Consider the following 24,531-nt stretch of genomic DNA (forward strand, 5'->3'; position numbering starts at 1 on the left):
TTCAAATCATTAGCTATTTTTAATACATTCACATGATGTTCTTGTTTGTGAGAATCATCATGTGAATGTGAAAGCGACTGCTGAATAATATGCTCAATCAGTAAACAATCTGAACGGAGTGGAGTCATGGCCGTCACAACAGGGGTTATCGCCGACGATTTTACCGGCGCAACGGATATAGCAAGTTTTATGGCAGAACAGGGCTGGCGAGTCGCGCTATTGCCCGGAATGCCCGACCTTACGCAGCAGTGGAACGAAGAAGTTGATGCCATTGTTATCTCGCTGAAAAGCCGCTCTCTGCCCGCAGAGCAGGCCGTCGCCCAATCGCTGGCTTGCGCCCGGTGGCTAAAACAAAATGCAGGCGTCAGGCAAGTCTATTTCAAATACTGCTCAACGTTTGACTCTACACCACACGGCAATATTGGCCCGGTGAGCGATGCCCTGATGGAAGCGATGCAGCTCCCGCTTATCGTTCATTGCCCCGCCCTGCCGCAAAACGGACGCACGGTGGTGCACGGTCATCTGTTTGTCAACGGTGTTCTGTTGAACGAGTCCGGCATGGAAAAGCATCCGCTTAATCCGATGACCGATGCCAATTTGTCACGTCTGCTGTCCGCGCAAACGCCAAACGCCGTTGGCAATATTGATCTCAATACCATTCGCAGCGGTGTGCAAGCAGTCACTCACGAGCTGACCAGCCTTAAAGCTGAAGGAAAACGCCACGTGATTGTCGATACGCTGGACGAAGCCGATCTCCACACGCTAGCCCAGTCGCTACATGACTCACCCTTGTTAGCCGGAGGTTCCGGGCTCGGCGGCGCGCTGGCCGCCAACGCCGGTGCTCAGCAGACATCACCACCGCAGGACTTTCCGCACCCCGTCAAAGCGATGGTCTTTTCCGGGAGCTGTTCGGCGATGAGCAACCGTCAGGTCAATCGCTATAAAACGGCAGCGGCCTCTCGTTTGCTCGACGTAGCACGTTGCCTGTCGGACGCCGAGCGCTATACCGATGAGCTATCCCAGTGGGCCATGTCGCATATCAGCGACCCGCATGCGCCGCTGATTTACGCCACCCAGCCACCTGATGCGCTAAAACGCATTCAGCAAGAGTATGGCGAGCAGCCCGCCAGCCAGGCGATTGAACATACGTTTGCCCGGCTGAGCGCGAAGCTCCAGGCCGCAGGCGTGAACACCTTTATTGTTGCTGGTGGCGAGACATCCGGCACCGTCGTGGAAGCGCTACAGGTCACGCGCCTGTCCGTCGGCAAGGCCATCGCCCCAGGGGTTCCATGGGTCTTCTCCGCCGAACTGGCGCTGGCGTTGAAGTCAGGCAATTTTGGCGACGAAGATTTCTTTTTTACCGCCCAGGAGTACACATCATGAGCCCGGTGAGTGAGCAACAACTTCGCGAGCAGCTCGTCCATTATGGTCGCTCTCTGTTTATGCGCGGCTACAGCAGCGGCGGCTCCGGCAACCTGAGCGTTAAGCTCGCGGATGGCGGTTATCTGGTCACCCCAACCAACTCCTGTCTGGGAGAACTTGACGCCGCAACGCTGAGCAAACTGGATGCCAACGGCGTTCATCTCAGCGGCGACAAACCGTCGAAAGAGGTGCCGATGCATTTGGCATGGTATCGCCACCGTCCCTCCTGCGGAGCAGTGGTTCATCTGCATTCGCCGTGGCTGACCGCACTCTCTTGTCTGCCGTGTGAAACACCGGAGAACTGCCTGCCGCCATTAACGCCATACTACGTGATGCGCGTCGGGCAGTTGCCGCTGCTGCCCTACTTCAAACCTGGACATGAAGGCATTGCCAGCGCGCTTAGCGAAATCGCCGCTGACCACACGGCGGCGCTGCTGGCCAACCACGGCCCGGTCGTCAGCGGTCGCTCGCTGCGCGAAGCGGTATTTAACGCCGAGGAGCTGGAGGACAGCGCCCGCATCTGGTTGACCTTAAAACCGCTCGGTTACGTACCGCTCTCAGTTGAGGCAGTAGCCGAACTCGAACAATCCCGGCGAGCGTGAGGTGAGATGATGATCCCCGAACAACGACGTGACTTTATCTATCGCTACGTTCATGAAAAAAACGTCGCCTCATTTAATGAGCTGGCGGACTTGATGAGTGTGTCGCATATGACCGTGCGCCGCGATATTCAATTGCTGGAAGAGGAAGGCAAAGTTATCTCGATTAACGGCGGCGTGAAGCTCAATAACCTGCTGAAGTCCGAGCTGCCGTGGCGGGAAAAGGCGGAGTTGCATCATGAGGTAAAACGCAAAATGGGTCAGCTTGCCGCCATGCTGATTGAGCCGGGGCAAACGCTGTATCTGGATGCCGGAACCTCGCTGTTTGAAGTGGCGAAAGCGGTGGCCGCCAGCCACTGCTTTAACCTGACCGTGGTGACGAACGACTTCTCCATCAGCCACTACCTGATGGACATGCCGCATATCACCCTCTATCACACCGGCGGTCTGGTGGATCAGCGCAACCGCTCAAGCCTTGGCAAAAGTGCGGCCAGCTTTTTACGCACCATTAATATCGACGTGGCGTTTCTCAGCTCCTCGTCGTGGGATACCGAGCGCGGCATGTCGACCCCCAGCGAAGGCAAAGCCTCGGTCAAAGAAGCGGTTCTCACCGTTTCCCGCCGCCGGGTGCTGGTCTGCGACAGCAGTAAATTTGGCAAGTACGGGATGTTCCATATCTGCGGTCTGGATCAGCTAACCGATATTATTTCTGACAATCAGCTGCCAGATGATGCGCAACAAGCCATCGCCAATCAGGGGGTAAAACTGCACCTGGTCGATAGCCGGGAGGGGAAACATCATGCTGAAATTAGCGGCTAACCTTGACTGGTTGTTTACTGAATTGCCGATAGCAGCACGCTTTCAGGCGGCAAAAGACGCGGGTTTTCGCGGCGTGGAGGGGCTGTTTCTCTGGCAGCATCCGCTGGAGACGTTGCTGGAAGCTCAAGGGCAAACCAGCCTGCCGGTAGTGCTAATGAACGCCCCAGCAGGCCACTGGCAGCAGGGTGAACGGGGGCTGGCGGCGTTACCGGGCCGCGATGAGGAGTTTCGCCACAGCCTGAATCTGGCCCGGGAATACGCCACAGCGTTAGGCTGCCGCCGGGTTCACGTGATGTCGGGCCTGCGCTGTGATTCTCTCACCCTCAACGCTCAGCGCACTCTTCTAACCGACAGATTGCGCAGCGCCTGTGATGTGATGGCGGAAGCGGGAATCGACGTACTTATTGAGCCATTAAATCCGCAGGATATGCCGGGCTATATGATTGATAACTTTCCGCTGGCCGAATCCATTATTCACGAGGTCGGCCGGAAAAACATCGGCTTGCAGTTTGATATTTACCACTGCCAGAAAATTCACGGCGATGTGGTAAAAAATATTGAATGTTATTTCCCATTGATAAAACACTTTCAGATTGCCTCTGTTCCTTATCGTCATGAACCAGGAACCGGAGAATTAAATGAAAAATGGATTTTCGATTTTATTGAACAACTGAATTATCAGGACTGGATCGGCTGTGAATATCAGCCGTCAACATCAGGACCTGAATCATTACACTGGATAACGCCTTACCTACAATTTTAATATTGCTATCTCTGTACCGGAGGAATAAATGTCGGATACCGTTATTATCTCACTGGCGCCCGTGGCCGCGGATTGCCCCAGAGTGATACCTGAGGAACTGGCGCAGGAAATACTCGCCAGCGTGGAACATGGCGCGGCCATTGTTCATTTGCACGTTCGCGATCAACAGGGGCGCCTGACCCCGGACACCCGTGATTTTCAGGCGACCATCGACTGCGTGATGCGCCACTCAGACCTGATTATTCAGGCCTCAACCGGCGGTGTTTCAGCGATGTCCATCGCTGAACGCTGCGCCCCGCTGACCTGCCCCGGCGTGGAAATGGCCTCGCTGAACGTCGGTTCCGTCAACCTCGGCGATGTGGTCTATTTTAATCCTGGTCCGGATGTTGAATATTGCTCCCGGCAAATCACCGAGCGCAATATTATTCCGGAATTTGAAGTTTTCGAAATTGGCATGATTAATAACATCCTCACTCTACAAGATAAGATTAAATTTAAACAGCCGATGTTATTTAACATCGTCCTGGGACATCGCGGCAGCACCCCAGCCACCGTTGATGCCTTAATTGCTCTGCGCAGTATGATTCCGCGCGATGCGTTATGGGGAATTACCCATTTCGGCAGAAAGAACTTCGATATTATTGCCGCTGCGGTTGGCATGGGTGCCAGCGAAGTGCGTATCGGTTTTGAAGACAGTTATTATTTAAGCGTTGAAGAACGCGCTGAACATAATTACCAGCAGGTCGCCAAACTTGCCACGTTGATTCGTAGCATGGATAAAAAAGTCGCCACGCCAGAAATAGCGCGGCAAATGTTAGCCATTCCGCCCCGGCAGCAATAACGAGGAAGGACATTTCATTATGACTATGACGAGCGTTATACATAAAGCCGGGCTCGGCGTCAGCATCGCCGGTATCGCGCTGGCGGCAATTGGCGCGCTGATGCAGTCACCAGCTCTCTGGCAGCCCGGACTGGTGATGTTCACCGCCGGATTTGCGGCAGGCGCAGGCTACTGGCCCGGATTACGCAGCTACCAGTTTACGCTGTGGATCATCGCCGGTTTTGTCGCCGCGATGACCTGGTCTACAGATCTGATCGTCTGGGGCGGTTTCAATATCACCCATAAATGGATCGTGTTTTTGGTTATCCAGGCCACCATGTTCAGCATGGGCACCAAGTTGACGATCCAGGATTTTATCGACGTCGCCAAAATGCCGTGGGCGGTATTTATCGGCACCTTCTGCCACTTCGTGATCATGCCGCTGCTTGGCCTGAGCATTACCCTGATCTTTGATTTTCCGCCTGAAGTGGCGGTGGGTATTCTGCTGATCGGCGCCTGTCCGAGCGGCCTCTCTTCGACGGTAATGGTGTATATCGCTAACGCCAACCTGGCGCTGGCCGTTTCCATCGCCGCAGTTTCGACGCTGGCGGCAACGGTGATGACGCCGCTATGGGTGAATTTGCTGGCCGGTTCCATGATCGATATTCAGCTCACCGCGATGGTGATGGACGTGGTGAAAATCGTGCTCATCCCTATCGGCGCGGCGATTTTACATGACTACCTGAAAACTTACGCTGGCGTGCGCGGCCGTCGTACCGTGCAAGTTCTGGCCGGGATTGGCGCTCTGTGGCTGCTGTATATGAGCGCCGGTGGCTGGGAGGCACAGTTCGGCTCCGCCAGCGCAGAAGCGCAAATGTACGCGGTAGTGCTGAACTTTGTCGCAGGCGGTCTCGTCTGGGCGCTGTTCTACAACTGGCTGTACGGTCGCGTTGAGAGCATTAAGAAGATTATGCCGACCATCTCAATGATCGGGATTATTTTCTTCACGACTACCGCCGCAGCCGCAGGGCGCGACAACCTGGTGCAGGTCGGCTTCCTGCTCTGCTTCGCCATGCTGATGCACAACCTCGGCGGCTTCCTGATTGGCTACCTGATGAGCCGCTGGATCTTCCGCATGGATGTACAGTCCGCCCGCACCGTGGCCTTTGAAGTCGGCCTGCAAAACGGCGGCATGGCCTCAGGACTTGCCGCCGCCATGGGCAAACTGGCGACCGTCGGCCTCGCCTCGGCGGTAATGACCCCGCTTGGCAACGTCAGCGGCTCGCTGCTCGCCAACTACTGGCGCAAAAAAGATGCCCGCCAGGCGCAGGCGGCAGCCGCTCAACAGACGCATCAGCCCGTTTCTGAACATCTTTCAAAAGGATAATTCATGATGACTACTCTGACCTTACAGCAAGCAATACGTGCCGTGGAGAGTGCGCTCACCCTCGCCGAAAATCGTTACGCAAATCGCCCGCTAAGCGTGGCGGTGTGCGATGCCTGCGGGGAGCTGCTGAGCTTTGCCCGCATGGATACAGCCAAACTGTTAACCATTGAGCTGACTCAGCGCAAAGCACGCACCAGCAGCCGCTTAGGCTGCACCACCCAGGCGTTTTTGCAGCGCCTGCAAAAAGAACAGTTAGATATTGGTTATTTTGCCGACCCGCGTTTTACCGCCCTGCCCGGCGGAGTTCCAATTCTGCATGACGGTAAATGCCTGGGCGCCGTCGCGGTCGGCGGCCTGTCAGCACAGGAAGATCATGATGCGGCAATGACCGTCGCGGAAAATTTGCTTAAGGAGATTGTCCAATGAAAAAAGTCGCTATGTTGCACACCAGTGCCGCCACCCTCGCCATGATGCAGCAGCTAATTGCCGACATCATGCCGGAAGTCGACGTGATGCACCTGGTCGAAGAGTCCATGATTAAACAGGTGATGAAGGCCGGAGGCGTAACGCCAAATATTGCCGCCCGCATCGCCGACTATGTGCATATCGCCGAAAAAGCGGATTGCGATATCTTTATTACCGCCTGCTCCTCAATTGGCACCGCGGTCGAACAGTGCCAGTTTATGACCCCGCTCCAGCTTGCGCGTATTGATTGCGCGATGGTGGAGGAGGCCATCAGTAAAGGCGAGCGTATCGCCGTGCTGGCAACCGTCGCCACCACGCTGAAGCCGACGCTGGATTACGTGCAGCGCAAAGTCCAGGAAAGCGGTCAGCGGCGCACTATCACGCCAATACTAATGGAAGAAGCCTTCCATGCGCTGTTAGCGGGAGATATGGACACCCACGATCGTATCGTCAGTGAAGGATTAAAGAGCGCGTTTACTCAGGCGGATGTGGTGATGCTGGCTCAGGCCTCGATGGCGCGGGTATTACAGCAGCTCCCTGCCCCGCCGGTACCGGTAATGACCTCACCGGAAAGCGGCATTCGCTGGCTGAAGGCGCTGGCGGAAAGCTGAGTTACAGGCAAAAAAAAGGCCATCATCAGATGGCCAACCATGTCGAAACTGGACCAGCCCTTGACCATGCAGATAGTCAGGGCTGTTTTTTTACTTATTACTTAATGACTGATTTCAGCGCTTCGCCGATATCGGCCAGGCTGCGAACGGTTTTCACGCCTGCGGCTTCAAGAGCGGCGAACTTCTCATCCGCCGTCCCTTTACCACCCGCGATGATCGCGCCCGCGTGACCCATACGTTTGCCTTTCGGCGCGGTCACACCGGCGATATAGCCAACAACCGGTTTAGTCACGTGATCTTTGATGTAAGCAGCCGCTTCTTCTTCCGCGCTGCCGCCGATCTCACCGATCATGACGATCGCTTCGGTCTGCGGATCTTCCTGGAACAGCTTCAGGATATCGATAAAGTTAGAGCCCGGGATCGGGTCGCCGCCGATGCCCACGCAAGTGGACTGGCCGAAACCGTAGTCAGTAGTCTGCTTGACCGCTTCGTAAGTCAGGGTACCAGAGCGGGAAACGATGCCCACTTTGCCCGGCTTGTGAATGTGGCCCGGCATGATGCCGATTTTGCATTCGCCTGGGGTGATAACGCCCGGGCAGTTCGGGCCAATCATGCGTACGCCAGCTTCATCAAGCTTCACCTTCACGGTCAGCATATCCAGCGTCGGGATACCTTCTGTGATGGTGATAATCAGTTTGATGCCTGCATCGATAGCTTCCAGGATGGAGTCTTTGCAGAACGGAGCTGGAACGTAGATAACCGATGCGGTCGCGCCGGTCGCGTCTACCGCTTCACGCACGGTGTTGAACACCGGCAGGCCCAGGTGAGAAGTACCGCCTTTGCCTGGCGTCACGCCGCCAACCATTTGGGTACCGTAAGCAATCGCTTGTTCAGAGTGGAAAGTCCCCTGGCTACCGGTGAAGCCCTGGCAGATAACCTTGGTATCTTTATTAATTAAAACGGACATTATTTCCCCTCCACTGCGGCAACAACCTGCTGAGCTGCATCCGTCAGACTTTTCGCTGCAATAATATTCAGGCCGCTGTCAGCCAGTTTTTTCGCGCCCAGTTCGGCGTTGTTACCTTCCAGACGAACAACCACCGGGACGTTAACGCCCACTTCGGCAACCGCGCCAATGATACCGTCAGCAATCAGGTCACAACGAACGATACCGCCGAAGATGTTAACCAGAACCGCTTTCACATTGTCATCAGAGAGGATGATTTTGAACGCTTCGGTGACGCGCTCTTTGGTCGCACCGCCGCCAACGTCGAGGAAGTTAGCCGGTTCGCCGCCGTGCAGCTTAACGATGTCCATGGTACCCATCGCCAGGCCTGCGCCGTTAACCATACAGCCGATGTTGCCGTCCAGCGCGACGTAGTTCAGTTCCCACTGTGCTGCCTGCGCTTCGCGCGGGTCTTCCTGAGACTGGTCGCGCATTTCGCGCAGATCAGGCTGGCGGAACAGCGCGTTGCCGTCAGCGCCCAGTTTGCCGTCGAGGCAGATCAGGTCGCCCTGCTTAGTGATAACCAGCGGGTTGATTTCGATCAGCGCCAGGTCACGCTCAAGGAAAATGGTCGCCAGGCCCATAAAGATTTTGGTGAACTGCTGAACCTGCTTACCTTCCAGACCCAGTTTGAACGCCAGCTCACGCCCCTGGTAAGGCATCGGGCCCGCCAGCGGATCGATAGCAATTTTGTGGATCAGGTGCGGGGTCTCTTCCGCCACTTTTTCGATTTCCACGCCGCCTTCGGTAGAGGCCATAAAGACCACGCGACGGGAGCTACGGTCAACCACAGCGCCAAGGTACAGTTCTTTAGCGATATCGGTCGCTGCTTCAACCAGGATCTGGTTAACCGGCTGGCCGTTGGCATCAGTCTGGTAGGTCACCAGGCGTTTGCCCAGCCAATGTTCAGCAAAGGCGCGAATGTCTTCTTTGCTGTTAACCACTTTCACACCGCCCGCTTTGCCGCGGCCACCAGCGTGAACCTGACATTTCACTACCCACGGACCCGCGCCGATTTTTGAAGCGGCTTCTTCTGCTTCACGCGGAGTAGTACAGGCATAACCCACCGGCGCCGGTAAGCCATAGCGGGCAAAGAGTTGTTTTGCCTGATATTCATGTAAGTTCATGTGTTCAGTCCATCCTTCAGGTAATCGTTATCATGTAGCCGACAAAACTGCAGGCTGATGATGTTTTTATTGGCCCGGGCCTACGCACCGGGCCATTGGGACTACTACACGTCCAGCAGCAGACGAGTCGGGTCTTCCAGCAGATCTTTAATCGCCACCAGGAAGCCAACCGATTCACGTCCGTCGATCAGACGGTGGTCGTAGGAGAGCGCCAGGTACATCATCGGCAGAATTTCTACCTTACCATTGACCGCCATCGGACGGTCTTTAATGGCATGCATACCCAAAATAGCGCTCTGCGGTGGGTTGATGATTGGCGTGGACATCAGAGAACCGAATACGCCGCCGTTGGTAATAGTGAAATTACCGCCGATCAGGTCATCTACGGTCAGCTTGCCGTCGCGGCCTTTCAGTGCCAACTCTTTAATATTCTTCTCGATGTCCGCCATGCCCAGCAGGTCAACATCGCGCAGAACCGGGGTCACCAGGCCGCGCGGCGTGGAGACTGCCATGCTGACATCGAAATAGTTGTGGTAAACCACGTCATCGCCATCAATGGAAGCGTTCACTTCCGGATAGCGTTTCAGCGCTTCAACCACCGCCTTCACGTAGAAGGACATAAAGCCCAGGCGGATGCCGTGACGTTTTTCAAACGCGTCGCCGTACTGCTTACGCAGATCCATAATTGGCTTCATGTTGACTTCGTTGAAGGTCGTCAGCATGGCGGTAGAGTTCTTCGCTTCCAGCAGACGCTCAGCAACCCGTTTACGCAGACGGGTCATCGGCACACGTTTTTCAGAGCGATGGCCCAGTTGTGCTGCCGGAGCCGCTGCGGTGGTGGCAGTTGCCGGGGCTTTCGCTTCCGCTTTAGCCGGAGCGCTTGCCAGATGTTTCTCAACATCTTCACGGGTCAGGCGGCCGCCAACGCCGGTACCTTTAATGGCCGCCGCGTCGAGGTTGTGTTCAGCCAGCAGGCGACGAATCGCCGGGCTCAGCGCGTCGTTGCTTTGTTCTTCCAGAGACGCTTGCTGACGCTGAGCCGGGGTAGACTCTTTGGCGTCGGCTTTCTCGCCGGACTCTTTGCCTGCGCTGTTGCCTTCACGCAGGCGACCGAGGATCTGACGAGACAGCACGGTGGCGCCTTCATCTTCCAGCACTGCTTCCAGAATGCCGTCCGCTGATGCCGGTACTTCCAGTACCACTTTGTCAGTTTCGATTTCTACCAGCACTTCATCACGCTGGACGCTATCGCCCGGTTTTTTATGCCAGGTCGCAACCGTCGCGTCAGCTACGGACTCAGGCAGATCGGGAACCAGAATATCTACGCTACTCATTATGTATCCTTTAATTAATCGACGTTCAGCGCGTCATTGACCAGATCTTGTTGCTGTTTCTGGTGAACGGACAAGTATCCTACCGCCGGAGAGGCGGAGGCCGGGCGGCCTGCATAACGCAGAGAAGCCCCAAACGGAATCACTTCGCGGAAGTGATGCTGGCTGCAGTACCACGCGCCCTGGTTGAGCGGTTCTTCCTGACACCAGACAAATTCATGCACGTGCGCATAAGGTTTCAGCGCTTCCTGTACCGCCTGATGCGGGAACGGATAGAGCTGCTCTACGCGAACGATAGCAACATCTTTTTGGTCGTTCTTGCGGCGCTGTTCCAGCAGGTCGTAGTAAACCTTACCAGAGCACAGCACAACGCGCTTCACCGCTTTCGGGTCGAGGTCGTCGATTTCTCCGATAGCCGGTTGGAAGGTGCCGTTCGCCAGTTCGTCCATGCTCGACACCGCCAGCGGGTGACGCAGCAGAGATTTCGGTGACATCACGATCAGCGGACGGCGCATACCGCGCAGCGCCTGACGACGCAGCATATGGTAAACCTGCGCCGGGGTTGAAGGCACGCAGACCTGCATATTTTGCTCAGCGCAAAGCTGCAGATAACGCTCCAGGCGCGCGGAGGAGTGCTCCGGACCCTGGCCTTCGTAGCCGTGCGGCAGCAGCATCACCAGGCCGCACATACGACCCCACTTCTGCTCACCGGAGCTGATGAACTGGTCGATAACCACCTGCGCGCCGTTGGCGAAGTCACCAAACTGCGCTTCCCAGATGGTCAGGGTACGCGGCTCAGCGGTGGCATAACCGTATTCAAACGCCAGAACGGCTTCTTCAGACAGGACGGAGTCCCAAACCTTGAAGTGACCCTGACCGTTGTGAACGTGCTGCAGCGGCGTATAAGTCGAACCATTTTTCTGGTTATGGATCACCGCATGGCGGTGGAAGAAGGTGCCGCGCCCGGAGTCTTCACCCGACAAGCGCACGGAAATTCCTTCATCAACCATGGTGGCGTAGGCGAGGTTTTCCGCGCCGCCCCAGTCGAACAGCTTCTCACCGGCGGCCATTGACTGGCGATCGCCGTAAATCTTCGCCACGCGGGACTGCATCTCAATGCCTTCCGGCACGGTGCTGATGCGCTTAGCCAGCTCCTGCAGACGCTTAGGCTCAACTTTGTCCGGGTAGCTCTCATCCCACTCGTGGTTGAGGTACGGGGACCAGGTAAAGGAGTGCATGTTCATCGGACGCCACTCCTGCACCACGCATTCGCCAGCATCCAGCGCGTCGCGGTAGAGGTTAACCTGCTCGGTAGCGTCTTCCAGCGTCGCGACTTTATCGGCTTCCAGCTTGTCAGCGTAGATTTTACGCGGCGTCGGATGCTTTTTGATTTTCTGATACATCAACGGCTGGGTTGCGCTCGGCTCATCGGCTTCGTTATGGCCGTGACGGCGATAGCAGAACAGGTCGATAAAGACATCGCGCTTGAAGGTGTTGCGGAAATCCAGCGCCAGGCGGGTAACGAAAGCGACGGCTTCCGGGTCATCGGCGTTAACGTGGAAAATCGGCGATTGCACCATTTTACCGATATCGGTGCAGTACGGGGTAGAACGCGCATCCAGTGGGTTGGAAGTGGTGAAGCCCACCTGGTTGTTAATAACGATGCGGACGGTACCGCCCACTTCATAGCCGCGCGCTTTGGACATGTTCAGGGTTTCCTGAACCACGCCCTGCCCGGTAACTGCGGCGTCACCGTGAATGGTAATCGGCAGAACTTTGTTGCTGCTCGGCTCGTCCAGACGGTCAAGGCGAGCACGTACGGAACCAATAACCACCGGGCTGACGATTTCCAGGTGCGACGGGTTAAACGCCAGCGCCAGGTGCACCAGACCGCCTTCGGTTTCCATATCGGAAGAGAAGCCCATGTGGTACTTCACGTCGCCGGTGCCGAGGTGTTCTTTATGTTTGCCGGCGAACTCGTCGAACAGGTCCTGTGGTTTTTTACCCAGCACGTTGACCAGTACGTTCAGACGACCACGGTGCGCCATACCCAGCACCACTTCGCGGGTGCCGCTCTTACCCGCGTGGCGGATAATCTCTTTCAGCATTGGGATTAACGCATCGCCGCCTTCCAGCGAGAAACGTTTTGCGCCAGGGAATTTCGCCCCGAGGTAGCGCTCCAGGCCTTCCGCTGCGGTCAGCTCGCTCAGGAAGCGTTTTTTCTCTTCTGCGCTAAAGCTCGCTTTGCCAGCTACCGACTCGATGCGCTGCTGGATCCAGCGTTTTTCTTCGGTAGAGGTAATGTGCATGTATTCCGCGCCGATGGAGCCGCAGTAGGTTTGCTTGAGGGCGGAAACCAGATCGCCCAGCTTCATCGTATCTTTACCGATGGCAAAAGAACCTACGTTATAGATTTCCTGGAAATCGGCCTCAGTCAGATCGTGGTAAGCCGGATCAAGATCCGCCACTCTCTCTTGCTGCCACAGTCCCAGCGGATCGAGATTCGCATGCTGGTGACCACGGAAGCGGTATGCGTTGATGAGCTGCAGGACTTTTACCTGCTTCACATTGGTGTCAGGGTCGGATATCGAAGAAGTGTAACGTGAGGCATCCTTCGCCAGGCGGCGGAAATAATCACGCGTTTTGGAATGAAATTGATCCGGTTTGACTCCGGTGCCAGGTAACTGCTGGAACATAGAACGCCAGTTGGCGTCAACAGAGTCAGGATCGGTTAAGAAGTCTTCATAGAGCTGTTCTATCCAGCTCTGGTTAGAACCAGAGAGGTAAGAAGAGTCCAGCCAGGCTTTCATTGCGCCGTTCTGCATCGTGATCCCTTAAGCATTTATATGCTTATTTCGCCGTAGAAACTACCACGCACAGAAGTTGTACGTGCCGGGGTTCACTTTTTGCGGAGGAGTTGTGGTTTCTTCCGCTAAGGAACCTTTAAAAACTGCCATTAATCTTCGGCGTTCAGGCTGCGGTTGCGTTGGCTGCCTTCACTTACCCCGGTCACATAGTTCACTATGCTCCCGGGGATACGTTCAGTTGCCGCCTTACCTCGCTCTGAACGCCTTGATTACTGGTACATATTTGGCGGTTTTTAAAGATTTCCTGCTATCCCCTTCATACTTCAAGTTACATGTGCGTTGGCTTTCCTCACTCACCCCAGTCACTTACTTGAGTAAGCTCCTGGGGATTCGCTGCGTCGCCGCCTTCCTGTAACTCGAATTATTTAGGGTATTCATTTCCTGGTGGCACAAACGCTACCGGGGTTACTGCTTTTGGTAGCCCGGATAAGCGGTAGCGCCATCCGGGACAGTCCGGGTTACTTATGCACTGCGCTGCAACAGCATCGACTTAATGTGGCCGATGGCGCGCGTCGGGTTCAGACCCTTAGGACAAACACTGACGCAGTTCATAATGCTGTGACAGCGGAATACGCTGAAAGCATCGCTCAACCCTTCAAGACGGCTGTCGGTTTCGGTATCGCGGCTGTCAATCAGGAAGCGATACGCCGCCAGCAGACCGGCCGGGCCGACAAACTTGTCAGGGTTCCACCAGAACGACGGGCAAGACGTCGAACAACATGCGCAGAGAATACACTCGTACAAACCATCAAGTTTCTCACGCTGCTCTGGCATCTGCAGATGCTCGCGAGCCGGAGGATTTTGCCCATTATTCAACAAGTAAGGCTTAATCTTCTCATATTGTGCATAGAATTGCCCCATGTCTACAACCAAATCGCGAATAACTGGCAACCCTGGTAGCGGACGGATAACAATTTTCTTACCTGGCTTATTCAGCGCGGAAATAGGTGTGATGCAGGCCAGACCATTTTTGCCGTTCATGTTCAGACCGTCGGAGCCACAAACCCCTTCACGACAGGAGCGGCGGAACGACAACGACGGATCTTTTTCTTTCAGCTGCATCAGCGCATCGAGCAGCATCATGTCGCGACCTTCTTCCGCTTCCAGGGTGTAATCCTGCATATGCGGAGCATCGTCTACGTCCGGGTTATAACGATAAACTGAAAACTCGAGTTTCATATTCCTGTCTCCGCATTAATAAGTACGAATCTTCGGCGGGAATGCCGGACGCAGTTTCGGTTCCATATTGACTTGACGTCGCGTCATGGATTCCGATTCTGGCAGATACAGGGAATGACACAGCCAGTTCGCATCATCACGATCCGGATAGTCGAAGCGGCTATGCGCGCCACGGCTTTCAGTACGGAAGTTTGCAGATACCGCAGTGGCGTAAGCGGTTTCCATCAGGTTATCCAGCTCCAGGCACTCAACGCGCTGGGTGTTGAACTCGCTGGAAGTGTCATCCAGACGGGCATTTTTCAGGCGCTCGCGGATAGCTTTCAGCTGTTCAAGACCTTTGGCCATCGCATCACCTTCGCGGAATACCGAGAAGTTGTGCTGCATACATTCTTGCAGCGCTTTGCGGATTTCGACCGGGTCTTCACCGTTACGGTTGCCGTTCCAGCGGTTCAGGCGCTCCAGAGAAGCATCAATCTCTTCTTCTGTTGCATCGCGAAGTTCGCCCTGCTCAGCAATAGATTCTTGCAGATGCAGACCAACCGCGCGGCCAAAGACCACCAGGTCAAGCAGCGAGTTGCCGCCCAGACGGTTAGCGCCGTGGACCGATACGCAGGCGATTTCACCCACCGCGAACAGCCCCGGAATCACCACGTCTTCACCCTGCTCGTTCACGGTCAGCGCCTGGCCGCTTACGCGGGTCGGAATACCGCCCATCATGTAGTGGCAGGTTGGAATGACCGGAATCGGCTCTTTCACCGGATCAACGTGGGCGAAGGTACGGGAGAGCTCAAGGATACCCGGCAGACGGGATTCGAGAACTTCTTTACCCAGATGGTCGAGTTTCAGTTTGGCGTGCGGGCCCCACGGACCGTCGCAGCCGCGGCCTTCGCGGATTTCGATCATGATGGAACGCGCCACCACGTCACGACCCGCCAGGTCTTTCGCATTCGGGGCATAGCGCTCCATAAAGCGCTCGCCGTGTTTATTCAGCAGGTATCCGCCTTCACCACGGCAGCCTTCGGTGACCAGAACCCCTGCCCCGGCGATACCGGTTGGGTGGAACTGCCACATCTCCATATCCTGCACCGGCACACCGGCGCGGATAGCCATGCCAACACCGTCACCAGTGTTGATATGCGCGTTGGTGGTGGACTGGTAAATACGGCCTGCGCCGCCGGTCGCCAGCACGGTGGCGCGGGCTTTGAAGTAGACCACTTCACCGGTTTCGATACACAGGGCGGTACAACCGACCACAGCGCCATCGGCGTTTTTCACCAGATCCAGCGCATACCACTCAGAAAAAATAGTGGTGTGGTTTTTCAGGTTCTGCTGATACAGCGTGTGCAGTAAGGCGTGACCAGTACGGTCAGCCGCCGCTGCGGTACGTGCCGCCTGCTCGCCACCGAAGTTTTTCGACTGGCCGCCAAACGGACGTTGATAGATGGTGCCATCGTCGAGACGAGAAAACGGCAGCCCCATATGATCCAGTTCAAGAATCGCTTCCGGACCGGTTTTGCACATATATTCAATGGCGTCCTGGTCACCAATATAGTCCGACCCTTTTACGGTGTCGTACATGTGCCATTCCCAGTTATCTTCATGGGTATTACCGAGCGCCACGGTGATGCCACCCTGTGCGGAAACGGTATGGGAACGGGTCGGGAAAACTTTGGAGAGCAGCGCACAGGTCTGGCCGCTCTGGGAAATTTGCAGCGCCGCGCGCATACCTGCGCCACCGGCACCAATCACAACTGCATCAAATTCTCTGACAGGCAATTTCATTACACACCCCACACCACAACAAATCCATAAAGAACGTAAGCCACCAGCGCAACCACGATAAGCAGTTGCAGAACCAAACGTACAGCCAGTGGTTTAACGTAGTCCGTTAACACCTGCCACATACCGATCCAGGCGTGGATCAGAATGGAGACGAGAGCCAGCAGGGTGAAGACTTTAGTGAACGCGGAGGAGAAAAAGCCCGTCCAGACTTCCCATGAAATTTCACCGGTGGTGGCAAAGAAGCCGACCATGTAGATGATGTATAGGGTGAGGACGATGGCGGTAGCACGGACCAGAATAAAGTCATGTACGCCGTTGCGTCCTAGTGCTGAGGCGTTGCTTACCATACGAGTACTCCTGCGAGAAGTGAAAGCACGACAGTAATAACAAAAGAAATCTTGGCGGAGCGTGTCCCTACTTCGAGGGTTTCTTCAAGATAGCCAAAATCCATCAGCAGATGGCGAATACCCACCACTGCGTGATAAGCCAGCGCGGTTAAAATGCCCCACATGATGAACTTCACAAAGAAGCTATCCATGATGGATGCCGCCGTGAGGAAACCTTCGGGAGAGGAAAGGCTGGTGCCCAACAACCAAAGCAGAATCCCGACCGCCACAAAAGTGATCACTCCGGATACGCGATGGAGAATGGACGCTATCGCCGTGATTGGGAACCGGATCGTTTGTAGATCCAGATTGACAGGTCTTTGTTTTTTCACATTTCTTACCATGAATAACGCCCACATGCTGTTCTTATTGTTTCCTTCCTCCGGTCTGCTTGCGGGTCAGACAGCGTCCTTATCTATAACCTGAAGTCATATTAAAACCCCTTTTCAAGAGTTCAAATCTGACAAAATAACGCTGGGTGGCTCGGGATTGCAGGGTGTTCCGGAGACCTGGCGGCAGTATAGGCCGTTCACAAAATCATTACAATTAACCTACATATAGTTTGTCGGGTTTTCTCCCGAACAGTGATCAATGTCACGATAAAAACATATTTTTAAAATTTAATCATCTGATTTGACAAATATTAAACATTATTGTTACAACCATTACCAGATAAATGCGATGATAGGCAAAAGTTATGGGGTCACTCTTTTACCTGCGAATAAGTTATGTAACAGTGAGAGAGTATTGACCGATGTAATCAGGACAGTTATTAGTGGTATATAGTTTATAAAATTCGGGCTGCTAAAACGCTGATTTGCTGTTGTTTCAACGTAGACGGAAGACTTACCATCAAGCGCCCTTGCTCTGTACCCTGCCCTTTTCGCGACGCAGAGCGATGTGCAACATAACAAACTGGTAACGTCATCCGCTACGGGCCGAATGCAAATCCACCACCCGGCAGCCTTAAGCAATAAAGGCGCTAAGGAGACCATAAATGTCTGATGCTAAAGCAAAAATCACCCTGGGTGGTGATACTGCTATTGAACTGGATGTGCTAAAAGGCACTCTCGGTCAGGATGTTATTGATATTCGTAGTCTTGGTTCAAAAGGCGTATTTACTTTTGACCCTGGTTTCACCTCAACCGCATCATGTGAATCTAAAATCACCTTTATCGATGGTGATGAAGGTATCCTGCTGCACCGCGGTTTCCCGATCGATCAGTTAGCGACCGATTCCAACTACCTGGAAGTGTGCTACATCCTGCTGAACGGTGAAAAACCGGACCAGGCCCAGTACGACGAATTCAAAACTATCGTTACCCGCCACACCATGATTCACGAGCAGATCACCCGTCTGTTCCACGCATTCCGTCGCGACTCTCACCCGATGGCCGTGATGTGCGGTATCACCGGTGCGCTGGCTGCGTTTTATCACGATTCGCTGGATGTGAATAACCCACGCCACCGCGATATCGCCGCATTCCGCCTGCTTTCCAAAATGCCGACTATGGCGGCGATGTGTTACAAGTATTCAATCGGCCAGCCTTTCGTTTATCCGCGCAATGACCTCTCCTACGCGGGTAACTTCCTGAATATGATGTTCTCCACGCCGTGTGAAAAGTATGAAGTGAACCCGATACTGGAACGCGCCATGGACCGTATCCTGATCCTGCATGCCGATCACGAACAGAACGCCTCAACATCCACCGTGCGTACCGCAGGCTCTTCTGGCGCGAACCCGTTCGCCTGTATCGCTGCGGGTATTGCTTCCCTGTGGGGACCGGCACACGGCGGCGCCAACGAAGCAGCGCTGAAAATGCTGGAAGAGATCAGCTCGGTTAAACACATTCCGGAATTTGTGCGTCGTGCAAAAGACAAAAATGACTCTTTCCGCCTGATGGGCTTTGGTCACCGTGTTTATAAAAACTATGACCCGCGCGCCACCGTGATGCGTGAAACCTGCCATGAAGTGCTGAAAGAACTGGGTACCAAAGACGATCTGCTGGAAGTGGCGATGGAGCTTGAGCACATTGCGCTCAACGACCCGTACTTCATCGAGAAGAAACTCTACCCGAACGTCGATTTCTACTCCGGTATCATTCTGAAAGCGATGGGTATCCCATCTTCCATGTTTACCGTTATCTTCGCGATGGCGCGTACCGTGGGCTGGATTGCACACTGGAACGAAATGCACACCGATGGCATGAAAATCGCCCGTCCACGTCAGCTGTACACCGGCTACGAAAAACGCGATTTCAAAAACGATATCAAATACTAAGCCTGATATTGTGAAGATAAAAAACGCGCCTGACGGCGCGTTTTTTTATGGCTGACAAACTGCACCTGGCTGGAATTGCCCGGTGGCACTTCGTTTGCACGGGCCACCAAAAACAGGCATATAGCTAGTGCTGACACCCCGGGCACCAGTAGAACGGCCTTGATGACAGCATGGTTCTCTCGATAATCCCGCCGCAGCGCTCGCAGGCTTCCCCTTCACGATGGAAAACCTTAAAACGAAACAGTGCGCCGTGATGCTTATTTTCATCCACCAGACCGCGCGTATTGTAAGACAAACGTGGGATATCGAGCAGCGCGTGGGCCAGCGCCTCAAGCTGTTTATCATCCAGCTCTGAGGCTTTATGACGCCCGGTTAATCCCACCTGCCAAAGGATCTCAACGCGCAGATAATTTCCCAATCCCGCAAGAAACGCTTGATCCAGCAGCAGCCCGGAGAATTGACGGTTGCGAAATTTCGTCGACAGAAGCCGCTCTTTGACCTGTTCAACAGTGAGGGTCATATCGAGCACATCCGGCCCCACCCGCAGCAAAAACGGATGCTGAGCGAGCTGTTCCGGGGTCAGCATCTCAATATCGGAGGCGCTATAGAGCAAAATGGCCTTGTGCGCCGTCTGTAGCCTGACGCGCAGAATGCGGGTCGTCTCTGGCTGAGACTCAGCCTCGACCACCCGCCAGACGCCGTACAGCTGATTATGGCTATAAAGCGTCAGCCCACCGGAGAAATGAGTCAACAGCGCCTTACCGCGAGTTTCAATGCGCGTTACCTGCTGACCGACCAGTTGAGATTGATAAGATTGTAATTGCGGAAAGGCGAACCACGCTCGCGTGAGGGGCTCGCCTTTGATCGCCGCTTCCAGGCTATCCGCCGCGCGGCGGATTTCCGGGCCTTCCGGCATAATCATGTCCTTCTGTTTAGTGCGTGGCGCCGCCACCGATTTTCACGTCATCGCCCTGTTGCAGGGCAACAGCGATAGCCGTTTCCAGCGCCGCACGCACCGTATCTACCGCCATGCTCGCTTCACCGGGATGAGCCGCAGCCTGCTCCGGCAGATACGGAATATGGATAAAGCCACCCTTTGCACCTGCCTTTGCACGCAGTCCATGCAGCAGACCGTACATCACATGGTTGCAGACAAAGGTTCCCGCCGTTTGCGACACCGATGCAGGGATCCCCCGACCACGTAGCGCGGAGACGATCGCTTTGATCGGCAACGAGCTGAAGTAGGCCGCTGGACCATCGGCAACAATCGGCACGTCGATCGGCTGCAAACCTTTATTGTCCGGGATCCGCGCATCATCGACGTTAATCGCCACCCGTTCGACGGTAATATCAACGCGTCCTCCCGCCTGCCCAACGGCAAGGGTCAAGACGGGATCCAGCTCATCGAGCGCGGCATTTAATACCGTGAGGGCCTCACCAAATACGCACGGCAGCTGCCGCGCCACCACGGGTTGTCCGGCAATAATAACGCCATCCAGTTGCTTTACCACTTCCCACGAAGGGTTAACCGCCTCGCCGCCAAACGGCTCGAAACCGGTAATCAATACGCCAGCCATGATCCCTCCTTACAGGAACATCAGGAAATAGAGCAAAAAGACGTTAACGGTAAGCAGCAGTACGCCAGTCGGTATCTGCGCCTTAATGACCGCATTTTTATCCGGCAGATCCAGTAACGCTGCCGGAACGATATTAAAGTTGGCCGCCATTGGCGTCATCAGGGTGCCGCAATAGCCGGAGAACATACCAATCGCCGCCATCACCGCCGGGTTACCGCCATGCTGAAGCACCAGAATGGGAATGCCGACCCCCGCGGTAATAATGGGGAACGCGGCAAAGGCGTTACCCATGATCATCGTCAGCAGCGCCATGCCAATGGTATAGACGGCAACGGCGATAAACCGGCTGTCTACCGCCAGATAGTTCTGCGTCAGCCAGGAGATGCTATTGCCAACGCCCGCAGCGGTAAACAGCAGCCCGAGAACCGCGAGGATCTGCGGCAAAATAAACGCCCAGCCGACCGAATCCAGCAGACGACGCGCTTCCTGTAACGGCTGCGCCGCCGTTTCATGGGTCATTCGAATAGCCATCGCCAGACCGATCAACGTTCCGAGCGTCATTGAGAAGAGAGTAATCAGCGTAGAGTGGTTACCCGCGCCAAATACCATCACTTGTAACGACGGCACATTGTTAAACAATAAGACGCCGACGACCGTCACCACTGGAATCGCCAGTGCCGGATAGAACAGTCGGTTACCGAGGCGGGTCGCGCTCTCAGTACGCTCTTCAGGCGAACGTTGATGATATTTTCCCAGCTTCACGCCGCCAAAACCGGCAATAAGCGCCAGCACCACCACCACGCCGCCAACGGCAATATTAACGGTGCGTTTATCGCCGAACAGTTGGTATGTCCAGTCACCAAACAGGAATACAACACCGTACAGACCCCAGAACAAACCGGTAGTCAGACGGCGCGGATTCGCTTTATCCCGCCATGACATCACCGCCACAATCAGCAGAATGACTCCCGCAAGCCAGTAGAGATAGTTTTGTTGGAAGTTCATGCTGCACCGCCTTCAGTCCGGCCAGCATTGATCTTCTTCAATTCACGCTGTAACTGATGATCCAGCCGCCACAGGCGTGCGGAGTGAATCAAGAAGGCGCAGACCGCCGTTGGGATCCCCCACAGGGCGATATGCAGCGGTTCGGTCTGAATACCGCCCGACTCCAGCATGAAGTTATGCATAAAGATAATCGCACCGAAGGCGACGAAGATATCCTCACCAAAAAACAACCCGACGTTATCCGTCGCGGCCGACATGGCGCGTAAACGATAGCGAATTGCGCCGGGCAGCGGCCCGTGGACTTTCTCCGCAGCCCCCTCCGCCATCGGCGCCAGCAGCGGGCGCACCATTTGGGGATGACCACCCAGGCTGGTCAACCCGAGCGCGGCGGTCACTTCACGGATAAACAAGTAGACGATCAGCAGACGACCAGACGTAGCGCTTTGGATCTTCGCGATCCACGCCTGCGCACGTTCTTTCAGGCCGTGCCGCTCCAACAGGCCAATAACCGCCAGCGGCAACAGCAGGATAAGCGGTAGGTTGCGGGTATTAAGGAACCCTTCACCCAGCTTTTCAAAAATGGTGGCAACCGGCATATGGGCCGCCAGGCCAGTGACTATGCCGGAGACAATCACCACCAGCACCGGGTTAAAACGCAAAACGAATCCGACCACGATCGCAGCAATACCGATCAACGGCCAGAGGGATACTGACTCTCCCATAGAAACATCCTGTATGTTGTGAATTGTTGTTTGTTGTTAACTAACTGATAATATTGTTTTTATTCTTCTATTTCAGCGCTGACCTGTATATTGCGCCCGGCAAACGCCGCACGCAAGCGGCGCGCAAAAACTAATGCATGTTCCCCGTCGCCATGTAAACAGACGGTTTCTGCCATCACATGCGCCCATTCTCCGGTGACGCTGCGCACCCGATTGTGTTGCACCATTTCCAGGGTCTGCGCCAGCGCTTGCTCTTCGCTATCGATAAGCGCCCCCGGCTGCGTGCGCGGTACCAGGTTGCCATCAGCCTGATAGCCGCGATCGGCAAAAACTTCCTGCCGCGTGGTCAGGCGATAGTGCTGCCCGGCGCGGATCAGTTCACTGCCCGCCAGCCCCACCAGCACCAGCGCCGAATCGAGATCGCGGACCGCTCTGGCGATAGCGTCCGCCAGCTGCGGGTCTTTTGCCGCCTGGTTGTAGAGCATTCCGTGAGGTTTGACGTGCTGGAGCGTGCCGCCTTCCGCGCGAACCATCGCCGCCAGCGCACCAACCTGATACAGCGTCTGCGCATAAACCGTCTCCGGCGGCAACTGCATGGCCGTGCGACCAAAATTCTCCCGGTCTGGAAAGCTGGGATGCGCGCCCACGGCAACGCCGTACTTTAGCGCTTCACGGACGCACTGATGCATCATCACCGCATCCCCTGCGTGGAAGCCGCAGGCGATATTGGCGGACGAGACCAGTTGTAATAACGCGCTGTCGTTACCACAGCCTTCGCCGAGGTCGGCATTCAAATCAATTTTCATCGTTCAGTCTCCACGCCAGTTGCTCCAGATAACGCTGCTGATCGGCGCGGGCTTTCAGCGCCTCTTCCAGCGTACAGGGGACAAAGTGAATCGGTTGGCCGAGCGGTATTTGCGCCAGCTGATACATATCGGCTTCGATAATGCTGGCAATGCGCGGATAGCCGCCGGTAGTCTGCGCATCGTTCATCAGCACGATAGGCTGGCCGTTATGCGGAACCTGCACCACGCCGGGCAGCAGGCCGTGGGAAAACATCTCCCGGTTGGTGGTACGCACCAAAGGCTGCCCTTGCAGGCGATAGCCCATGCGGTTGCTCTGCGGGCTAAGCTGCCACGGCGAGCGCCAGAAAGCTTGCTGAGACGCACTATCAAACTCATGGTACTCCGGGCCCGGCAAGGCACGGATCCAGTTACCCACAGGCAACTGTTTTACGCCACGCGCAGCGCTAAACTGTTTTGACGATTTCCCCAGTTTTAGCTGGTCACCGTCCTGCAATCGTCGCCCCTCAAGGCCGCCAATTCCCACTTTCAGATCGGTACTGCGCGAGCCGAGGACTTTCGGTACCGCAATCCCTCCCGCCACCGCCAGATAGCTACGAATGCCGATCCGCGGCGTTTTGAGCACCAATCGTTGACCCGCTTTTGCTGCCACGCGCCAGCCCAGCCAGACCGGTTGACCATCCAGCGTCGCTTCGCAGGCGGCACCTGTCAATGCAAACCAGGCATCGCGGGCAAACTGAATATCCACCTGACCCAGGGTGATTTCCAGCGCTGCGGCGTTGGCCCCATTACCGACCAGCAGATTGGCGATAACCAGCGCCGGTTTATCCATCGCGCCGCAGCGGCTGATGCCCAGCTGGCGTAACCCTTCACGCCCGCCGTCCTGTACCGAGGTATACATCCCGGCACGGATAATCTTCAACATACGCCCTCCTTTTGCGGCACGAAACGCACCCTGTCACCGGAACGCAGCAGCACCGGTTCTTTGCGCTTCGGATCAAACAGCGCCAGCGGCGTATGGCCCAGAAGCTGCCAGCCGCCCGGCGTGGCCAGCGGATAGATCCCGGTTTGCGCCCCGCCGATACCGACAGAACCGGCGGGCACCAGCAGACGCGGCTCCGCCCGGCGCGGCATCGCCAGCTGCTCCGGCAAGCCGCCAAAGTACGGGAAGCCCGGCTGGAAGCCGAGGAACCACACCACGTACTCCACCGACGAGTGCAGTTCAACTACCTGCTTTTCGCTCAGGCCGCTGTGGCGAGCCACCTCTCCCAGATCCGGCCCCCCTTCGCCGCCGTAAACCACCGGAACCGAAATCTCCCGCGATTCTGGCTCAAGCGTGTCGCACTCCTCCCACCAGAGCTGTAAACGCTCAATCGCATCCCACGCCGTTCGCTGGGGGTTACGCAATATCACGGTAATGTTGTTCATGCCCGGAACGGCTTCCACCACCTCGGTATGACCAATCAGCCGCTGGGCTAAACGCCAGATCCGTTTCTGACTCTCCAGCGTCACCGGAGGTTCAAGCTCCAGTACGACTGCCGTTTCACCTAACAAATAACAACGCGCTCGCTGCACTTTT

The 24,531-nt window shown here is 55.5% G+C and carries 25 protein-coding genes; 10 read left to right on the forward strand and 15 right to left on the reverse strand.

Translation table 11 applies throughout. From position 1 onward, the window contains the following. Positions 1-126: 126 nt before the first annotated feature. Genes otnK through HV213_RS19820 form a run of 8 tightly spaced genes read left to right on the forward strand, consistent with a single transcriptional unit; the run spans position 127 to position 6,886 of the window. Positions 127-1,383, forward strand: coding sequence for a 3-oxo-tetronate kinase (gene otnK, locus HV213_RS19785; protein WP_181482999.1), 1,257 nt, complete (start codon positions 127-129; stop codon positions 1,381-1,383). After that, a complete protein-coding gene (gene otnC / locus HV213_RS19790; RefSeq protein ID WP_181483000.1) occupies positions 1,380-2,024 on the forward strand; it encodes a 3-oxo-tetronate 4-phosphate decarboxylase in 645 nt (214 codons plus the stop codon). The genes otnK and otnC overlap by 4 nt, the downstream gene beginning before the upstream one ends. Before the next feature lie 6 nt (positions 2,025-2,030). Next, a complete protein-coding gene (locus HV213_RS19795; protein WP_181421913.1) occupies positions 2,031-2,840 on the forward strand; it encodes a DeoR/GlpR family DNA-binding transcription regulator in 810 nt (269 codons plus the stop codon). Then, positions 2,821-3,603, forward strand: a complete 783-nt coding sequence (locus HV213_RS19800) for a hydroxypyruvate isomerase family protein (protein WP_181483001.1) — start codon at positions 2,821-2,823, stop codon at positions 3,601-3,603. The genes HV213_RS19795 and HV213_RS19800 overlap by 20 nt, the downstream gene beginning before the upstream one ends. A gap of 28 nt (positions 3,604-3,631) precedes the next feature. Further along, positions 3,632-4,444 (forward strand): beta-keto acid cleavage family enzyme, encoded by an 813-nt coding sequence (locus HV213_RS19805; protein WP_181483002.1) that lies wholly within the window; start codon positions 3,632-3,634, stop codon positions 4,442-4,444. A 19-nt stretch (positions 4,445-4,463) separates the two neighbouring features. Further along, positions 4,464-5,810: a bile acid:sodium symporter family protein gene (locus HV213_RS19810; protein WP_181483003.1), complete on the forward strand. Its 1,347-nt coding sequence runs from the start codon at positions 4,464-4,466 to the stop codon at positions 5,808-5,810. A gap of 6 nt (positions 5,811-5,816) precedes the next feature. Next, the gene (locus HV213_RS19815; protein ID WP_181486463.1) at positions 5,817-6,236 is read left to right on the forward strand and encodes a GlcG/HbpS family heme-binding protein; all 420 of its coding nucleotides are present in this window, start codon (positions 5,817-5,819) and stop codon (positions 6,234-6,236) included. Continuing rightward, entirely contained in the window at positions 6,233-6,886 is a 654-nt protein-coding gene (locus tag HV213_RS19820; protein ID WP_181483004.1) for an aspartate/glutamate racemase family protein, read from the forward strand. The genes HV213_RS19815 and HV213_RS19820 overlap by 4 nt, the downstream gene beginning before the upstream one ends. A gap of 97 nt (positions 6,887-6,983) precedes the next feature. Here HV213_RS19820 and sucD read toward each other — a convergent pair whose 3' ends face one another. From sucD to sdhC, 8 genes are all read right to left on the reverse strand, one after another. After that, a complete protein-coding gene (gene sucD, locus HV213_RS19825; protein WP_110277304.1) occupies positions 6,984-7,853 on the reverse strand; it encodes a succinate--CoA ligase subunit alpha in 870 nt (289 codons plus the stop codon). Continuing rightward, positions 7,853-9,019, reverse strand: a complete 1,167-nt coding sequence (sucC, locus tag HV213_RS19830; RefSeq protein ID WP_110277305.1) for an ADP-forming succinate--CoA ligase subunit beta — start codon at positions 9,017-9,019, stop codon at positions 7,853-7,855. The genes sucD and sucC overlap by 1 nt, the downstream gene beginning before the upstream one ends. 104 nt (positions 9,020-9,123) lie before the next feature. Next, positions 9,124-10,353, reverse strand: coding sequence for a 2-oxoglutarate dehydrogenase complex dihydrolipoyllysine-residue succinyltransferase (gene odhB, locus HV213_RS19835; RefSeq protein WP_181483005.1), 1,230 nt, complete (start codon positions 10,351-10,353; stop codon positions 9,124-9,126). Positions 10,354-10,367: 14 nt separating this feature from the next. Then, positions 10,368-13,175, reverse strand: coding sequence for a 2-oxoglutarate dehydrogenase E1 component (sucA, locus tag HV213_RS19840; RefSeq protein WP_110277307.1), 2,808 nt, complete (start codon positions 13,173-13,175; stop codon positions 10,368-10,370). A 504-nt stretch (positions 13,176-13,679) separates the two neighbouring features. Continuing rightward, the gene (sdhB, locus tag HV213_RS19845; RefSeq protein ID WP_110277308.1) at positions 13,680-14,396 is read right to left on the reverse strand and encodes a succinate dehydrogenase iron-sulfur subunit SdhB; all 717 of its coding nucleotides are present in this window, start codon (positions 14,394-14,396) and stop codon (positions 13,680-13,682) included. Between the two features lie 15 nt (positions 14,397-14,411). Continuing rightward, a complete protein-coding gene (gene sdhA, locus HV213_RS19850) occupies positions 14,412-16,178 on the reverse strand; it encodes a succinate dehydrogenase flavoprotein subunit (RefSeq protein ID WP_110277309.1) in 1,767 nt (588 codons plus the stop codon). Further along, positions 16,178-16,525, reverse strand: coding sequence for a succinate dehydrogenase membrane anchor subunit (gene sdhD, locus HV213_RS19855; protein WP_041144632.1), 348 nt, complete (start codon positions 16,523-16,525; stop codon positions 16,178-16,180). Before sdhD ends, sdhA begins: the two co-directional genes overlap by 1 nt. Next, positions 16,519-16,923, reverse strand: a complete 405-nt coding sequence (gene sdhC / locus HV213_RS19860; RefSeq protein ID WP_004130523.1) for a succinate dehydrogenase cytochrome b556 subunit — start codon at positions 16,921-16,923, stop codon at positions 16,519-16,521. The genes sdhD and sdhC overlap by 7 nt, the downstream gene beginning before the upstream one ends. 322 nt (positions 16,924-17,245) lie before the next feature. Between sdhC and HV213_RS33780 the strand changes: the two genes are divergently transcribed. Both HV213_RS33780 and HV213_RS19865 read left to right on the forward strand, forming a co-directional pair. Further along, the gene (locus HV213_RS33780; protein WP_420915780.1) at positions 17,246-17,350 is read left to right on the forward strand and encodes a hypothetical protein; all 105 of its coding nucleotides are present in this window, start codon (positions 17,246-17,248) and stop codon (positions 17,348-17,350) included. A gap of 211 nt (positions 17,351-17,561) precedes the next feature. Further along, complete coding sequence (locus HV213_RS19865; RefSeq protein WP_181483006.1) at positions 17,562-18,845, forward strand: citrate synthase; 1,284 nt, start codon at positions 17,562-17,564, stop codon at positions 18,843-18,845. A 124-nt stretch (positions 18,846-18,969) separates the two neighbouring features. Here the strand turns inward: HV213_RS19865 and nei are convergent, their stop codons facing one another. Genes nei through pxpB form a run of 7 tightly spaced genes read right to left on the reverse strand, consistent with a single transcriptional unit; the run spans position 18,970 to position 24,527 of the window. After that, positions 18,970-19,761 (reverse strand): endonuclease VIII, encoded by a 792-nt coding sequence (nei, locus tag HV213_RS19870; protein WP_181483007.1) that lies wholly within the window; start codon positions 19,759-19,761, stop codon positions 18,970-18,972. 16 nt (positions 19,762-19,777) lie between these two features. Next, positions 19,778-20,422 (reverse strand): pyroglutamyl-peptidase I, encoded by a 645-nt coding sequence (gene pcp / locus HV213_RS19875; RefSeq protein ID WP_181483008.1) that lies wholly within the window; start codon positions 20,420-20,422, stop codon positions 19,778-19,780. Positions 20,423-20,431: 9 nt separating this feature from the next. Continuing rightward, positions 20,432-21,427, reverse strand: coding sequence for a DUF979 domain-containing protein (locus HV213_RS19880; protein WP_181483009.1), 996 nt, complete (start codon positions 21,425-21,427; stop codon positions 20,432-20,434). Then, positions 21,424-22,149 carry a DUF969 domain-containing protein gene (locus HV213_RS19885; protein ID WP_181483010.1) on the reverse strand — a complete coding sequence of 242 codons (726 nt, stop codon included), beginning with the start codon at positions 22,147-22,149 and terminating at the stop codon, positions 21,424-21,426. Before HV213_RS19885 ends, HV213_RS19880 begins: the two co-directional genes overlap by 4 nt. A 59-nt stretch (positions 22,150-22,208) precedes the next feature. Then, positions 22,209-22,955: a 5-oxoprolinase subunit PxpA gene (gene pxpA, locus HV213_RS19890; protein ID WP_112214483.1), complete on the reverse strand. Its 747-nt coding sequence runs from the start codon at positions 22,953-22,955 to the stop codon at positions 22,209-22,211. Further along, complete coding sequence (gene pxpC, locus HV213_RS19895) at positions 22,945-23,877, reverse strand: 5-oxoprolinase subunit PxpC (protein WP_181483011.1); 933 nt, start codon at positions 23,875-23,877, stop codon at positions 22,945-22,947. The genes pxpA and pxpC overlap by 11 nt, the downstream gene beginning before the upstream one ends. Then, positions 23,871-24,527 (reverse strand): 5-oxoprolinase subunit PxpB, encoded by a 657-nt coding sequence (gene pxpB / locus HV213_RS19900; protein WP_181483012.1) that lies wholly within the window; start codon positions 24,525-24,527, stop codon positions 23,871-23,873. The genes pxpC and pxpB overlap by 7 nt, the downstream gene beginning before the upstream one ends. Between the last annotated feature and the right edge of the window lie 4 nt (positions 24,528-24,531).

This window comes from Klebsiella sp. RHBSTW-00484 (assembly GCF_013705725.1).
Lineage (GTDB): Bacteria > Pseudomonadota > Gammaproteobacteria > Enterobacterales > Enterobacteriaceae > Klebsiella.